We start from the raw sequence: 14,650 nt of genomic DNA, 5'->3' as shown, positions 1-14,650 counted from the left end.
ACAGTTCGGTGTGTCAGCTGGTGGTGGAAGATTGCGCGCGCAGGCGGGCGAGGTAGCGGTTGGCTTGGCGGCGGCTGGTCAGCGTGACCAGCTCGACGTGGTCGCCGTGTTCGGCGATCAGCTCACGCACGCGGGGGCGCATCTGGGCGCGGTAGCCCCAGATGTAGCGCAGGAATCCCCAGGTGATGCGGTCGTAGACGCCGTCGCGGTGTTGACCGCCCCGGTATCGCCAGCGTCGTTGCAGCACGCCGGTGATGCAGGTGATCGCGGGCAGGTCCAGGAATATGACGGTTTCGGCCGCGGCGAGTCGGATCGGGAGAGTACCCGCGTAGTTGCCTTCGATCAGCCAACGCGGTCGCGCGACGAGGCGCTGTTGGATGGTCTGGAATTCTTCGGCGGGGAGCGGGTTCCAGTCGGCGTCGTAGTAGACGGCGTCGAGGTGAGTCAGCGGGAGCCCGTGCAGGGCGGCGAGCTGGTTGGCGAGGTGAGTTTTGCCGCCGCCGCCGCACCCGATGATCACGATTCGCTGTTCCACGCCCGGCCACGATACCGGCCCCGACTTCGGCGGACGGTGCGGCTGCCCATACCACCGAGCATCACCAATGCTCCCCGCGATTCCGCGAATCGAAATGTCCCCGTTCCCGATCCAGAATGGGCTTTGAGCAGATGTTGTTCGCGACGTTGGGATCGCTCGGTAGCTCGTACGCCCATGCCGGGAGAGGCAACTGTTTGGATCTGTCGGCAGTCGGGACTATGACGCCTTGCCGACAACTGACTGAGTTGGCTCGCCGCGCCAGGAGGTTCGACGAGGTTCCTTCGGTCTGTGCGACCTCGTTCACTCGTCGTTGCCCCGCCCTCATCGCGAGCCGGATTCGGGTGTCGTGCACCCGGGCGGTCGACAGCTCGGGTAGCTCGTCGACAACGAACAGCACAAACTGTGCGCAGCGTGGATCCAATCATGCTGTCCACTCGACTTCGCTCTGAAGTTGGCCCGTGCTCATCTGGTCCGATGCCCTAGGGCGCGGGCACCGACAGCCCTAGGGTGCGACGAGGGCTGTCGGTGCGAGGGCTATCCCAGCAACGTGGCGAGCTGTTCGCGGATTCGCTGGGCGGTTGTCTCAGCGTTTTGGTGGCGGTTGCGAATTCCAGCGACGATGTCGTCGGGTGCTTTCGACAGGAAGGCGTCGTTGTTCAGCTTCTTCTCGGCGGCTTCGATCTCCTTGAGGGCGCCGGCGAGATCCTTCTCGAGACGCCGCTTCTCGGCCTCGACGTCGATTGCCTGCGACAAGTCGAGGCTGACGCGCGAATCTCCGACTGGCAGCGTGGCGGTCGGGTCGAAGTCGGCGGTCGGGGGATCGAGGCGCAGCAGTTGGCGGATGGCCGCCTCGTGGTCGGACATTGCCGCGGTGAGGTCGAGTTCGGCGGGCACCCGCTGGCTCGAGCGGACCCCCTGCTCGGATCGGAACCGGCGAACATCGGTTACGAGCTGCTGGAGCTGAGCCACCGTGGCCTCGGCATCTGGGTCACGGAAGCCGGAATCTTGCGGCCAGGCGGCGATGACGACCGATTCTTCGCCGGTGAGAGTTGTCCACAGTTTCTCGGTGACGAATGGCACGAGCGGGTGCAGCAGGCGCAGCAAGGTGTCGAGCACGTGCCCGAGGACCCGACGTGATGCTTCGGCGGGTGAACCGCCTTGGGCGAAGACAGCTTTGGACAGTTCCAGGTACCAGTCGAAGGTTTCGTCCCAGGCGAAGTGGTACAGCAGGTCGGACAGTTTCGCGAACTGGTAGTCCTCGAAGTAGTTGTCGACTTCGGCGATCACGGTGTTCAGACGCGAGAGAATCCACCGGTCGGTGACCGAGAGTTCCTCGGTCGAGGGCAGCGACCCGCTGGTGGTAGCGCCGTTGAGGAGCGCGAATCGGCTCGCGTTCCAGAGCTTGGTGGTGAAGTTGCGGCTACCCGCCACGGTCTCTTCGGCGATGGGTGCGTCGGTGCCGGGGTTGGCGGCGCGGGCGAGGGCGAAGCGGAGTGCGTCGGTGCCGTAGGCGTCCATCCAGTCGATCGGGTCGACCACGTTGCCGAAGCTCTTGCTCATCTTCTTGCCGTGCTTGTCGCGGACCATGCCGTGCAAGGCGATTGTCTCGAACGGTGCTCGGCCCGTGGCGTAGATGCCGAACATCATCATGCGGGCGATCCAGAAGAACAGCAGGTCATACCCGGTGAACAGCACGGTGTTTGGGTAGAACTTGGCGAGGCTTTCGGTGTGGTCGGGCCAGCCCATGGTCGAGAACGGCCACAGGGCCGAGGAGAACCAGGTGTCGAGTACGTCGGGGTCCTGGGTCCAGCCCTCGGGGGCGGTTTCGTCGGGTCCGACGCAGATGGTCTCGCCGGTGGGGCTGTACCAGATGGGGACGCGGTGTCCCCACCACAGCTGGCGGGAGATGTTCCAGTCGCGCAGGTTGTCGACCCAGTCGAAGTAGCGACCGGCCAGCTCGGGCGGGTGGATGGCGACGCGGCCGTCGCGGACGGCGTCACCGGCGGCTTTGGCCAGCGGTTCGACCTTGACCCACCACTGCATCGACAGCCGGGGTTCGATGACGGTGCCGCAGCGTGAGCAGTGTCCGACGGCGTGGGTGTAGGGCCGTTTCTCCGCGACGATGCGGCCGTCGGCGCGCAGGGCGGCGACGACGGCGCTACGGGCTTCGAGACGGTCGAGTCCTTGGAAGGGGCCGGGGGCGGTGATGATCGCGTGCTCGTCCATCACCGTCAGCGAGGGCAGGTGGTGGCGTTGGCCGATCTCGAAGTCGTTCGGGTCGTGGGCTGGGGTGACTTTGACCGCGCCGGTGCCGAATTCGGGATCGACGTGCTCGTCGGCGACGACGGGGATGCGGCGAGCAGTCAAGGGAAGTTCGATCTCGCGGCCGACGAGGTCGCGGTAGCGCGGGTCGTCGGGGTGCACGGCTACAGCGGTGTCGCCGAGCATCGTTTCCGCGCGGGTGGTCGCGACGACGACCTCGTCGTCACCGTCGCCATAGCGGATCGAGACGAGTTCGCCGTCGAGGTCTTTGTGGTCGACCTCGATGTCGGAGATCGCCGTCGCGCAACGCGGGCACCAGTTGATGATTCGCTCGGCCCGGTAGATGAGCCCGTCGTCGTAGAGGCGTTTGAAGATCGTCTGGACCGCGCGCGAAAGGCCCTCGTCCATCGTGAAGCGCTCACGGTCCCAGTCGACGCCATCGCCGAGGCGACGCATCTGGTCGGAGATGGAGCCACCGGACTCGGCCTTCCATTGCCAGACGCGCTGCTCGAACGCTTCACGACCGAGGTCGTGACGGGACAGGCCCTCTTTGGCGAGTTCGCGCTCGACCACGTTCTGGGTGGCGATGCCCGCGTGATCCATGCCGGGCTGCCACAAGGTCTCGTAACCCTGCATGCGTTTGCGGCGGGTGATGGCGTCGATCTGGGTGTGTTCGTAGGCGTGGCCCATGTGCAGGCGGCCGGTGACGTTCGGCGGCGGGATGACGACCGCGTAGGCAGGTTTGTCGCTGGCCGCGTCGGCTGTGAAGTAGCCGTTGTCTACCCACCGTACGTACAGCTCGCCCTCTAGCTCTACCGGTACGAAAGTCGTCGGCAGGGTCGTGGGGTCGATGCTGTCTGTGCGGTGGGTTTCGGTCACGGTGGACCAGCATATTGGCTGAGCATCGCTGCTATCACGGCCGCCGGTCGGAGTCGGGCTCGGGTTGGTCTCTGTCATGGAATCCCCAGCACAGGTCGGCATCGCCGAGGCTGACCAAGGGGGAGATCGTGACGCAGTGGTGGGTGCCAGCCGGTGTTGCGTCGATCCCGGCCTGCAACCGGTCACCAGAGCGGAGAAGGGCCTCGGCAGTAAGGAACCGTCGTGCCTGCTCGGCGGAGCGTTGCACGTAGTAGGCGTAGTTGAAGCCCAGGATCGTGCCAGGACCGGTTTCGGTGCTACCCGGTCCAAAGCCGGTCACCACACCCGACGGGGAGGTGATTTCGGCGCAGGTGAAGGTGGGCGAGCCTGCGGTGCTCTCGGGGGCGGACACGATCGCGATCGTGGTCAGAGCTGCGAGGGTGCCGAGCACCGTCGCAGCGATCCAGCGACGGTTGTGTGAGCGAGGTGTGGGAGTGGTGTCGAACTTGGCGTACATAGGCTGGGGATTCCTTGGCTCGGGCGGGTTTTCGGGGTGGCCCCGGAGTCGCCGGGAAACAACTCTGGGGCCGCCTCGGCACGGGGTCACGACCGGGTGAGACGTCGCGGGTATCTCGCCGGGTCACGTGCGGAGGCCATTCGGTAGGTCGACGTGTGACGGCAGGGGTCAGGGCTGGAGGTAGAGGCGTTCGTTGGGCAGCCGGGGCAATCCGGTGCACCGGCCGAGATACACGGCCACGGTTCCGGGGCGGTGGACACCCACGTCGCAGACGAACACCAGCGCGGCAGTGACACAGGCGGCGAATTCCATTCGGACGCTGGACATCAGGACCGAGAGTCGGACGTCGGGTTCGTCCGGGCGTGGCGACCGCCTGCTGTCGGTGCTCATTGCCGATCCATTCTGGGCAGGAAGGCTCGCGCGCACTCGATCACTACTTCTCCGGAAGGCCGGAAGGTCCCGGTTGCCGGCGAGATCCAGGTGCGGATCATCGACGAGTCGGGGACGGGGGAGGGCAAGGCGATGTCTCCGTCTCGGATGACCACCACGCGCGCCTGCCACAACTGCGCGACGACGGCAGGGTCATCTATCGGACGCAGATCGGCTCTAACCAGGAAGGTCCACATATCCGCACGGGGGTGGCCGATGATGGACAGAGGCGCAACTCCGCGCACGTCGAGGCTGGTCTTGACGCGCTGAGCGAGCTGGCTTGGCATCATCACCGCGCCGATTAGCCGCCCTGCCTGCATCGTGATCCGTCCCGTGTCCGGGTCGACGACTGTGGGCAGCGAGCAGATCCGCCGGTAGAACTCGCAGCGGGAGCGTGGTGTCTCGGCGAAGGCAGTGGCCGGAGAAGTGCCCTGGGACATTACGTCCACCCAGCCTGGATCATCGCCTCGAACACCCGAGTCAGAACGGCAGCCGTCGGCTTGGGAACGGGCAGGGTGTACGCCTCGACAGTGAGCGTGTGGTCATCGCACCCCGGCGAAGGCTGAACGGTGGCGCAGACCAGACCGGCGTTTTCGAGGTCAGCAATGGTATCCAGCAGCTTTGGTTGGCCCTGTGCATCGCGATGCTGACTGGACAGGCGGGATGTCGAAGGCACGGGAAAGGGCCCGCGCGATGAAGGGCCGCTCCATGCGACGACTTCGCGGTCGGGCATGCAGTCGGTGTTCAGATCGCGTTTGTATTGGGAACTCGGACCGCTATCAGGCGACTGCGGGCCCGGCCCATCTTCCGAGGCGTGGTTCAGGATCGTCCTGCTCATCAATCCCCCTGGTAGGGCCCGGCGGGTGTCACACTCGACCGCTGCTCGAAGGCTCGGGTAGCCGAAGTGGACCTGCTGCAATTGGGTGGGTCACGTCCAAGCATCCAGCGTTGAAAGCCGCAGGAAGAGGGCAAGTTATGGGGCAGATTGAGGCGGTGGCAAGGCGCTCGCTGTGATGCGTTTGCCGACTACACTCAATAGCGTCCCCGTACTCCACGCGGAGGTGCCGTGCCCCCGAACACTCAGTTGCAACAACGCAGGGAAGGCACGCCGTCACGGTTTGTGCCAGGACAGACGATGACGCGGGCTGAACTGGCTGACGCGATCAATGAGCACGTATGGCGAACAACTGGCATTCGACGAGACTTGGATGCGCACGCAATCGCGAGATATGAACGGGGAGTTGTGCGTTGGCCGAACGCTGACTACCGCCGCGCGATGAACGACATCCTCGGGGCGTCGGACGCTGAACTCGGGTTTGTCGCCTCCCGCCGTCGCCAGCCAGATGAGGGGCAACCCGATAGCACGCTCGCGGTGAATCTGTTCAGTCCGTTTGGCCCGTCTGCCGATCCGACGGCATTGGTGACCTTTTCTGGTGCCGAAGGCTCGAGACCCGCTCGAGTTGGCAACAGCGAGATCACTGCGATCCGCGCCGCCACACAGGCCGCGGCAGAGACGGAGAACCTCCACGGCGGGGGCTCATCAGCGATTGTCATCGCGAGCCGGGAGCTGACGAAGTTCGCGCCATTGGTGCGCAGCTCGGTGAGCGCTAAGCTGCGTCGTTCCCTATTCGAGGCGGTCGGCAATTTGAGCAGCGTCGTAGGCTATACCGCCTTCGACGCGGGTGAGTTCCTTAATGCCGACCGCTGTTTCCAATTCGCCTTATGGTGCGCAGATTCGGCTGGATCATGGGACCTGCGTGCCAGTGCGCTCGCTGATATGGCGCGGCGGTCCGCGTTCGTTGGTGACCCTGACAGCGCACTCTCCCTGATTGAACTTGCTCAGGTCCGGTCCGACCGCCTGGCCTTCACCGTTCGGGCGATGCTGAGTGCCATGCGGGCACAGTACTTAGCGGCCTTGGGCCGTAGCGGTGAGGTAGTGGGTGAAGTTGCCCGCGCGGACGAGCTCTTCGCAGCTCGTAACCCCGACAGCGACCCGCCGTGGATGTGCTTCTACGACACAGCCGAACACCTCGGAAGCACAGGAAAAGCGCTCGCGCTCGCAGCCGAGGCACTCGACTCGATCGATGTCGCCGCACCTAGGCTTCGCTACGCCATCGACATGCACGGCTCTGAATACCTGAGGTCGCGAACTTTCTCAGAGATTCGGCTTGCTGCGTTGACGATGACGCTCGGTGACCCACGTGAGGCGGCAGCGCTCGGATGCGAAGCGGTAGAGCATAGTCGGGCGCTGAAGTCGGCGCGTATCGCAGTTGAGCTTCGTGGGCTGGCGGCTGTGGCGAATACTCACCGTCGCATTGCTGACGTCGGCGAGTTGCGAGCCATGATCGCCGCCACAGCACCACGTAAGCGAGCGAAATGAACACATCCGAAGCTGCCGAACTGGGCGCGCGAGCCATTCTCGAGCAGGCGGCGGCTAGAAGCGGCGTCGATCCGACGCACGCGGAACTCGTACGGGCCGGGTCGAACAGCATCTTCGTGGTCGACGACCTCGTTGGTCGGGTCGGCAAGGTGGGGTCGGCGGACTCGGCAATGCGGGAGTTGCGTATCTCCCGGTGGCTGAACGCATCTGGCTTGCCCACGGTTCGAGTCGCTGACGTGCCGACCCCGATTGTGGTCGTGAACGATCGCCCGGTGACCTGGTGGGAGCGTATTCCGGCCCATCGCGCGGCGAGCACGACCGAACTCGCAATCGTGCTTCGCCGACTGCACGCACTCGCAACACCGACGACTTTTACGCTTCCGGAGCACGAGCCACTCGCCGGCCTGCGCGGAGTCATCACGTCCGCAGATGAACTCGGGGATAACGATCGTGCATGGCTTCTGGAACACCTCGACACGTTGTCCAGCGGGTACCTGGCTCTTGGCGAGCCGGTGCAGCGCAAAGTGATTCATGGGGATGCGTGGCAGGGCAACGTCGTTGTTCCGCTCGATGGTGTCCCGATAGTTGTTGATTTGGACCGTGTTTCGTTGGGCCGTCCCGCATGGGACCTCGTTCAGGTAGCAGCTGACCGCACCGACTTCGACCGCTTGTCAGAAGCCGACTACCGATCGTTCGTGGACGCGTATGGTGCTGACGTCACTGCCGACCCGGCCTTCCGGCTGCTTGCCGACATTCAAGAGCTGCGATGGGTTGTCTTCGCCCTGTCTCAGTCATCGAGCAGCGAGAACGCAGCCAACCAGGTGCGGCACCGTCTGGCGTGCCTACGAGGCGAGGTCGCCCGGCCGTGGCATTGGGACGCGCTCTGAGGAGCCGATGCCCGGCGGGCGGGCCGTAGCGTCGCGCTCGCTACGGGGACACCGCACGAGCGCGGCATTGGGATCAATCGTGGCCGCGTGGTGTGTGGTCGAGTGTCCAGGGGTGTGGTTACGTCGGCGAATCCTGACGTCGTTCATCGGTGAATTCGGTCGTCGCGAGACTGCAGACTGACCCGATCCGATCGGCGAATTCTGGCGTCACTCTCCACGCGGAGGATATTCCAAGCTCGTATTGCGTGCGAGCACCGTCGACCTCACCCGAGCCGTCGACGAGCTTCTCGAGCAGAACTACCCGGTGCTCGGCACCGACGTGGAAACGGCTCGCAGCGTCCAATCCGAGCTCACCTCGGATCAGATGGGCACAACAGCTTCGCGCTACCCGATCTGGGCGGGTCTCCCCAGCGCACCGGCGCACGACTCGTGGGTTACAAAACGCGCCGCGCCAGCTGAACCGATCACTGCACATGGTGATGATCACGCCCGATCGGAGACCGCCGTCGATGGTCATCTAAAAAGTTCGGCGACCTGAGTCTCCGGGGCGAGCACGATGCCGTGCGTAGCTGCGGTATCGCGGAGCAGCAGCCAGACCCACCGCTGTAGCTGTGCCGACAATTGCTCAGCATCAACAGAATCAGGCGGACCATCGAGCCATCGATCGACGGTGACATCGACCATACCCACCATCGCGAACGCCAGCGACTGACTGGCCCAACTCGAAGGACTCCCAGCAGCCAGCACTACGTCGACGACCTTGCTGATGCGTAGCCCGACCTCGGTTTTGGCATCGACGACCGCGTGATCTCCCCCAGGCCCGGAGGGTGCGCGGGGCGAGACGAGTCGGTGCAGTGCCCTGTTCGCGCTGCACCAACTGACGTAGGCGTCGATCGTGCGGGAGATCGCTTCCAGGAACGTGCCTTCGGGGCTGAGGGTGGGCACGACTCGTGCCATCACGTCGTCGATGACGTGCTGGCGCAGTTGGGTGTCCAGTCCGGCGCGATCGCCGAAGAGTCGATAGATCAGCGACCGTGGGACCACGGCCCGGTCGGCGATTTCCTGGATGCCGACATCGGGTCCGCTCTCGCACACCGCAGCGGCGGCCGCGATCAGGATCTGTTGTCGACGGTTGGCGCGATGATCGCTCCAACGGGCGTCGCGTCCGTCGGTGGATGGCGACGGTTCTGTTGCGGGCTTCACCACCTGTCCACCGTACCGGGACCGGATCACCGACACGCCCGATCACCCATTGACTCGGACATCATGTCCGAGATACTTTGGTAGGACATCGAGTACCACCAACGGAAACGGGGCGACAACGATGTCCACACCTGCACACCACTCGATCTCTGATGACGACATCGTCGAGATCGCCGAGAAATATGCCGACACCTTACGTTTGTTGTCGGATGCCTCGGTGAACAAGCCGATGGACCCGTTTGTCAACCTCGACTGGGACAGCCCCGAGTTCCGTCCCGACACCCACCCTGAGCGTTGGATCCTGCCTCCGTCCGGCGACACACTCGGCCGGCATCCGTGGTATCTCGCCCTGCCCGTCGAACGGCAGATCGAGATCGGCAAGTATCGCCAGGCAAATATCGCCAAGGTCGGCATCCAGTTCGAAGCAATCCTGATCAGCGCGATGACCCAGCACATCATGACCCTGCCCAACGGCTCACCCGAGTTCGAATACTGCTCGCACGAAATGATCGAAGAACACCGTCACACCATGATGTTTCAAGAGATGGTGAACAGGATCGGTGTCGAGGTGCCCGGTATGGGCCCACTGACCAGCATGATCAAACACCTCGCCATTCCGGTCACCATCGCCTCGCCGATCATCTTGTTCATGGCGATCCTCGGCGGCGAGGAGCCCATCGATCACGTGCAGAAACAGGTCTTGCGTTCCGGCGACGACGTTCATCCGATCATGCGCGGGGTGATGGCCATCCACATCGCCGAGGAAGCCCGCCACATCTCCTTCGCTCACGCTGCACTCGAGCAGCGAGTACCCCAGCGCAACGCCGCCGAGCGATTCGCGCTGTCGCTGATCTTCCCGATCCTGATCCGCATCCTCGGACGGGCCGTGATCACCCCACCTCGGGCATTCTTCACCGACATGGGAATCCCCGACTGGGTGCGTCGCGAGCTGTTCTTCAAATCCGACGAAGCCAAACAGGTGTTCGCCGACTACTTCGTCGATTTGAGGTCGCTGGCCGAAGACATCGGTCTGATGAACCCGGTTGCCAAACGACTGTGGCAGCTAGCCGGCGTCGACGGTCCGAGAAGCCGATTCCGATCCGAACCGATACGCACCCTCCGCCGGTAGCTGCCTCCAGGCGGGCGGATTTTGCTCCGCTGAACTGGGATCTATCGGTCAATCCCGTCATCACCGCGCGGCGGCGGCCTGTGCCTGCGCGGTGCGGGCCAGCCGGTAGGAGTCGGTGCCGGTCTCGATGATGTTGCCGCCGAAAGTGAGCCGGTCCACGACCGCCGCGCACAGACGCGGGTCGGTGAAGGTCTTGGTCCACCCCGAGAACGACTCGTTGGACGCGATCGCGACGGAGTTCTTCTCCTCCCGTTCAGTCAACACCTGAAACAGAAGTTCCGCGCCGCGGCGGTCGAGTTCCATGTAGCCGAGCTCGTCGATGCAGAGCAGATCGACACGCCCGTAGCGAGCGATCGTCTTGGTGAGCTGCTTGTCGTCGGCCGCTTCGACCAGTTCGTTGACCAGCTTCGTGGCCAGTGTGTATTTCACCCGATGTCCCTGCATGGCGGCTTCGGTGCCCAACGCGATGAGCAGGTGAGATTTACCGGTGCCGGAGTCACCGATCAAGCAGAGCGGCAGGCCCTTCTTGATCCACTCACCGTTGGCCAAGGTGTGGATGGTGGCGGGATCGACGTTGGAGTTGGCATCGAAATCGAACGCGCGCAACGACTTGTCGCGCGGGAACCCCGCGGCACGGATGCGGCGTTCGCTGCGTCGGCGGGCGCGATCGTCGCATTCAGCGAGGAGCAGCTCGGCCAGGAATGCCCGGTAGGTCATCTGCTCGCGGGTGGCGCCCTCGGCGATCTCGTTGAACTAAGCACGGATGGTGGGGAGTCGTAGCATTCGGCAGGCTTGGTCGACGGCGGCGTCGGCGGCTTGATCGGTCATGCCGTGGCGGCGTGGTGCGGTGATGCTCATGCTGTGGTGCTCCCTTTCGTCGTGGACGGGGTTCGGCGAAGCAACTGGTCATAGGCCGCGACCGAGGGCAGCGGTCGCCGATCCGGTGGGAGCGCGGCCAGGCGGCGCCGCGTCAGCGAGGAGACCGGGCCAGGTTCGTCGAGTTCGACGACCGCGGGTTCGGAGGCTGCGGATTCACCGATCTTGCGGGCTTCCAACGCGACCGCGTCCGCGGTAAGTGCCCCGGCCTGTAGCGCGGCCGCGAGGCCGGCGACGACGTGGTCGTGGGGCAGATATCGGTGTAGCAGAAGCACTTCGATCAGTGCTCGGGTGCCGTCTCGTTCGCCGTGGGCGTGGCGAGCCGCTGACCACCAGGCTTCGTGGACCGGGGTGAACTTGCCCGCGGCGCGGGCCTGATCGAGCGCGGTCGCGCCCGGCAGGGCACCGGGTTTGCGCAGCAGCGCCTCGAGGTAGTGGTCCAGATCCAGGCGTGTCTGTCCTTTGGCGGGCAGCCGTTCGTGGCGGGCGACGACGGTGCGACTATCGAAGACAACGAGGTGACTGGCGTGCAACAACACCCGGACCTGGCGGCCGATCAACCGGACCGGCACCGAATAGTGGTTGGTGCGCACGGTGATCTGAGAGAACTTGTCGACCCGCGGGGTGAACCACCGCCCGGTCTCGGGTGGTTCGTCGGGAATTGGCTTGAGCAGCGATTTCTCGGCCGCGAACAGGTCCCCGATGGTGCGGGGTCGGGCGCCGATGCGGCGCTGTTCGTCGGCAATGTCCCAGGCATCGACCATCTCGTTGAGCTCGTCGATCGACTCGACTTCGGGGATCGGGACGAAGTGGTTTCTGCGGAACCACCCGATCTGGCCCTCGACGCCGCCCTTCTCGTGAGCGCCCTCGATCCCCGGTCGGCAATAGAACGCGTCGAAGTCGTAGTGGGAACGGAACGCGGTCCAACGGTCGGATTCCTCACGCAGTCGGGCGAATCCGATCACTCGTGCGACCGCGGCGCGCAGATTGTCGTAGCGGATCTTGCCGAACGGCACCCCGCCCAACACCTCGAAGGCGTGGACGTGTCCTTCGAAGAACGCTTCCTGACCGGCCGAGAGGAAGCATCGGTGAACGGCCTTGCCCGAAAACGACATCCGCAGCGCGAACAAACAGACCATCACCAGCTCGCCGCGCAGCCGGACAGTCACGTCGCCGAAGTCGACCTCGGCTTCTTCTCCGGGGCGGTGAGTTTGTCGAATGAAGACCTCCGCTGGGCCTTTGCCTGCCTCGGCACGGACCTGTGGCTTTCGCTCGGCGACGTAGTCGCGCAACGTCTGGTAGGCGACATCAGCCATGCCGTGTTCGTCGAGCAGCCGGGCATACAGACGTTTGATGGTGTGGCGCTGCTTGCGCGGTGCCCGCAGATCCGCCCGCAAGACCTCGTCGATGAACGGCTTGAACGGATCGAGCTTGGAGCCTCGCGTCGGATACTTCTTGCGTTCACTCGGCCACGCCGTGTTGGTCGCGGCCTGCACAGTGCGCCACCCGACCCCGTACTTCGTCTGCAACGCCCGACCCGACATCCCCGCTCGTGCGTCGCGCCGGATCGCGGCGTAGAGCTCGACCTTCGTCTGACGAGGCAACGGCGACTCCCTCCAACGCGTGTGTGCGGGGCGAAGCACACGCATCCTTGCACCACAACCAAGATCACGACGTCAAAATTCGCCGATACGAACATCTTCGGATCGAGGGCGACGTCAGGATCCACCGATCGGTGACGTCACAGATCGCCGATAGAACCACTGGCCACTGGGCGGGCTCGTAGCTGCTCGATCGAGGGCAGCGGTGTCGGTGGTTCGGCGAGTTCGCGGGTGTGGCGGGCCTGGGATTCGTTCATCTCGTAGCCGGTGATGATCTGCTCGAGCACTGTCGGCGAGGCTGGGCGGTCGCCGAGTTCGATCTTCTTGATCAGGTCTTCGCTGACCTGGATTCGACTGGCGGCCTCGGGCCGGGTGAGGCCCCGGTCCTCGCGGACTTGTCGGACCCATCGGCCCAGGTCGGGTAGGTCGGATGTGGTGCGGCGAGTCCTGCCTCGCCGCGGTCGCCGGGTCGCGCCGGTCCGCCGGTTCATGTGTCAAGCCCCTCCTATTTGAGTCTTCCGTTAGCTGCTCGTCGCGGAGTTCGACGCGGCGGTTGTTGATGTCGGCGATCATCTCTTTGTCGGGCTCGTCGATGAGTTCCAGGGACCGGATGAGGCGTTTACTCTTGGTTCCGGCTTCCACGATGTCTCGGCGCAGGGCGGCGATCTTCTGTTCCCGTTCGCGTGTGACGCTGGCGTCGAGGTCGCTGCTGCCCAATAGCGAGCGGCGGTAGGGGCCGAACACGTGGTCGTTGAGGAACGCGTTGAGGTGCTCGATGAGCCCCTGCTCGCGGACGAAGAACGACCCGCTGGTCGGTGCGGTCGTGCTCGAATGCGCCCGCGCCTGCCTACCCGAGCAATACCCGCGATGAACCCGGGCGGTGGGTCCCCACGACCGGAGGAACCCGATATCCATCTGACGATCGAGTTCCGAAGTGTGCGAATGGATTTCGTCGCCTGTCTGACCGCTGCTCTCGTGTTCGTCCAGGACGCGACCGCACGCCGACACTGCACCATCGCCGTCGATGCCGGGGCGTGCCGCGACCCTGGGGTTCCACCACGCCTACTACGTCACCCACTCCGCCGAGCACGCCCGCAGGTTCCTGGCCCCCGAACTCGGGAACAGCATCACTGGTGCACGCCTCCAGGTCGGCATCGACGTGGTCTCCGCCAACACCAGTCATTGCACACGAATCTTGTTGCAGGACAACAGTGGTGGTGTGGATCGGTGGGCGGTGGAGGTGACTGAGTACCGGCCCGGTACCGACCTCGACACCACCGTCTACGCCCAGACGGTGACCACCCACACCCGCGACGGCGTGACCCTGATCGCCGCTATCGCCCGCGCCTGGCCTCGGACCATCGAAGAATTGGCGCTGGCTCAGCGCACCTTCGCTCTACTCGCCGCCCAAGCCGCCTACGGCGAGGACGCCCGAACCATCCTGGACCGGGCCACCCATGCCACCACCTGAGCACCACCACCGCGACGAGCCCCGGACACCTCGACCCTGTCCGGGGGCTTGCCGCCAGCGGCGCATCACTTCCACAACACCAGGGCCGAGCCCGTGCCCGTGCTCCGTGACCGCCATTCCCGCACACCCTGGACTGCCACCCGTACGGAAGAAAACCACACCCGTGAGCGACCGCGACCACGCCACGGTCTCGGACCCATCCCGGCCCAACAGCGCGCGCGTGTACTCCGCCCTGCTCGTTGCGTGAATTCAATCCGGCACCGAGTCGCAACAGCCGCAGCAGCTACAGCGACTGGCACGGCTTCTGTCACCTCGTCGCCGCGCCACACCGATTCGGCGACATGTGAGCCGAAGTCGAAAGGCTAGCGCCTACGACGTCGAGGTTTGTCGAACGTGGGTAGCCAGTAGGGGCTGCTGCAGGATCGGGTGACAGTGGTTAAGCAGCCTGTCGGACTGCTGGGGACATGATGGTTTCGAATTCGATCGGGGTCAACCGGCCGAG

13 protein-coding genes and 1 pseudogene are annotated in these 14,650 nt (G+C 64.7%); 4 read left to right on the top strand and 10 right to left on the bottom strand.

All coding sequences use genetic code 11. The features are described from left to right. Window positions 1-13: 13 nt before the first annotated feature. The 6 genes from AB0I19_RS27750 to AB0I19_RS27725 form a co-directional block, all read right to left on the bottom strand. Entirely contained in the window at window positions 14-535 is a 522-nt protein-coding gene (locus AB0I19_RS27750; RefSeq protein WP_357152689.1) for a hypothetical protein, read from the bottom strand. A 534-nt stretch (window positions 536-1,069) separates the two neighbouring features. Beyond that, window positions 1,070-3,676 carry a valine--tRNA ligase gene (locus AB0I19_RS27745; protein ID WP_357152687.1) on the bottom strand — a complete coding sequence of 869 codons (2,607 nt, stop codon included), beginning with the start codon at window positions 3,674-3,676 and terminating at the stop codon, window positions 1,070-1,072. A 34-nt stretch (window positions 3,677-3,710) separates the two neighbouring features. Then, window positions 3,711-4,172 (bottom strand): hypothetical protein, encoded by a 462-nt coding sequence (locus tag AB0I19_RS27740; protein WP_357152684.1) that lies wholly within the window; start codon window positions 4,170-4,172, stop codon window positions 3,711-3,713. A 168-nt stretch (window positions 4,173-4,340) separates the two neighbouring features. Continuing rightward, window positions 4,341-4,499 carry a hypothetical protein gene (locus AB0I19_RS27735; protein WP_357152681.1) on the bottom strand — a complete coding sequence of 53 codons (159 nt, stop codon included), beginning with the start codon at window positions 4,497-4,499 and terminating at the stop codon, window positions 4,341-4,343. 59 nt (window positions 4,500-4,558) lie between these two features. Next, the gene (locus tag AB0I19_RS27730; RefSeq protein ID WP_357152678.1) at window positions 4,559-5,041 is read right to left on the bottom strand and encodes a DNA-directed RNA polymerase subunit beta; all 483 of its coding nucleotides are present in this window, start codon (window positions 5,039-5,041) and stop codon (window positions 4,559-4,561) included. Beyond that, a complete protein-coding gene (locus AB0I19_RS27725; protein ID WP_357152675.1) occupies window positions 5,041-5,439 on the bottom strand; it encodes a hypothetical protein in 399 nt (132 codons plus the stop codon). The genes AB0I19_RS27730 and AB0I19_RS27725 overlap by 1 nt, the downstream gene beginning before the upstream one ends. Window positions 5,440-5,736: 297 nt before the next feature. Here AB0I19_RS27725 and AB0I19_RS27720 point away from each other — a divergent pair, with 297 nt between their 5' ends. Continuing rightward, window positions 5,737-6,981, top strand: coding sequence for an XRE family transcriptional regulator (locus AB0I19_RS27720; RefSeq protein WP_357152672.1), 1,245 nt, complete (start codon window positions 5,737-5,739; stop codon window positions 6,979-6,981). Then, window positions 6,978-7,868, top strand: coding sequence for a phosphotransferase (locus tag AB0I19_RS27715; RefSeq protein WP_357152669.1), 891 nt, complete (start codon window positions 6,978-6,980; stop codon window positions 7,866-7,868). The genes AB0I19_RS27720 and AB0I19_RS27715 overlap by 4 nt, the downstream gene beginning before the upstream one ends. Before the next feature lie 513 nt (window positions 7,869-8,381). On the opposite strand, the gene AB0I19_RS27710 is transcribed toward AB0I19_RS27715, so the two are convergent. Next, the gene (locus tag AB0I19_RS27710; RefSeq protein ID WP_357152666.1) at window positions 8,382-9,074 is read right to left on the bottom strand and encodes a TetR/AcrR family transcriptional regulator; all 693 of its coding nucleotides are present in this window, start codon (window positions 9,072-9,074) and stop codon (window positions 8,382-8,384) included. A gap of 118 nt (window positions 9,075-9,192) precedes the next feature. Here AB0I19_RS27710 and AB0I19_RS27705 point away from each other — a divergent pair, with 118 nt between their 5' ends. After that, window positions 9,193-10,200, top strand: coding sequence for a diiron oxygenase (locus tag AB0I19_RS27705; protein WP_357152782.1), 1,008 nt, complete (start codon window positions 9,193-9,195; stop codon window positions 10,198-10,200). A gap of 60 nt (window positions 10,201-10,260) precedes the next feature. On the opposite strand, the pseudogene istB reads toward AB0I19_RS27705, so the two are convergent. The 3 genes and pseudogenes from istB to AB0I19_RS27690 all read right to left on the bottom strand — a co-directional run bounded on the left by istB (window position 10,261) and on the right by AB0I19_RS27690 (window position 13,168). Beyond that, window positions 10,261-11,058 (bottom strand): annotated as a pseudogene (gene istB, locus AB0I19_RS27700) (IS21-like element helper ATPase IstB). Next, window positions 11,055-12,680, bottom strand: coding sequence for an IS21 family transposase (gene istA, locus AB0I19_RS27695; RefSeq protein WP_357152663.1), 1,626 nt, complete (start codon window positions 12,678-12,680; stop codon window positions 11,055-11,057). Before istA ends, istB begins: the two are co-directional and overlap by 4 nt. A 137-nt stretch (window positions 12,681-12,817) precedes the next feature. Next, window positions 12,818-13,168, bottom strand: coding sequence for a helix-turn-helix transcriptional regulator (locus AB0I19_RS27690; protein ID WP_357152659.1), 351 nt, complete (start codon window positions 13,166-13,168; stop codon window positions 12,818-12,820). Window positions 13,169-13,701: 533 nt separating this feature from the next. On the opposite strand from AB0I19_RS27690, the gene AB0I19_RS27685 reads away from it, so the two are divergent. Beyond that, window positions 13,702-14,148 carry a hypothetical protein gene (locus AB0I19_RS27685; RefSeq protein ID WP_357152656.1) on the top strand — a complete coding sequence of 149 codons (447 nt, stop codon included), beginning with the start codon at window positions 13,702-13,704 and terminating at the stop codon, window positions 14,146-14,148. The last annotated feature ends 502 nt before the right edge of the window (window positions 14,149-14,650 follow it).

It is taken from the genome of Nocardia sp. NPDC050413 (assembly GCF_040655475.1).
Classification (GTDB): Bacteria; Actinomycetota; Actinomycetes; order Mycobacteriales; family Mycobacteriaceae; genus Nocardia; species Nocardia coubleae.
Note: the sequence above shows the minus strand (reverse complement) of the source record. Positions and strands in the feature narration are given on the sequence as shown.

Bases quoted from the DNA above. Each gene is read 5' to 3' on its own strand.
- AB0I19_RS27740 (WP_357152684.1), bottom strand. From the start codon at position 4,172: ATGTACGCCAAGTTCGACACCACTCCCACACCTCGCTCACACAACCGT.
- AB0I19_RS27735 (WP_357152681.1), bottom strand. From the start codon at position 4,499: ATGTCCAGCGTCCGAATGGAATTCGCCGCCTGTGTCACTGCCGCGCTG.
- AB0I19_RS27730 (WP_357152678.1), bottom strand. From the start codon at position 5,041: ATGTCCCAGGGCACTTCTCCGGCCACTGCCTTCGCCGAGACACCACGC.
- AB0I19_RS27725 (WP_357152675.1), bottom strand. From the start codon at position 5,439: ATGAGCAGGACGATCCTGAACCACGCCTCGGAAGATGGGCCGGGCCCG.
- AB0I19_RS27720 (WP_357152672.1), top strand. From the start codon at position 5,737: ATGACGCGGGCTGAACTGGCTGACGCGATCAATGAGCACGTATGGCGA.
- AB0I19_RS27715 (WP_357152669.1), top strand. From the start codon at position 6,978: ATGAACACATCCGAAGCTGCCGAACTGGGCGCGCGAGCCATTCTCGAG.
- AB0I19_RS27705 (WP_357152782.1), top strand. From the start codon at position 9,193: ATGTCCACACCTGCACACCACTCGATCTCTGATGACGACATCGTCGAG.
- AB0I19_RS27690 (WP_357152659.1), bottom strand. From the start codon at position 13,168: ATGAACCGGCGGACCGGCGCGACCCGGCGACCGCGGCGAGGCAGGACT.
- AB0I19_RS27685 (WP_357152656.1), top strand. From the start codon at position 13,702: ATGCCGGGGCGTGCCGCGACCCTGGGGTTCCACCACGCCTACTACGTC.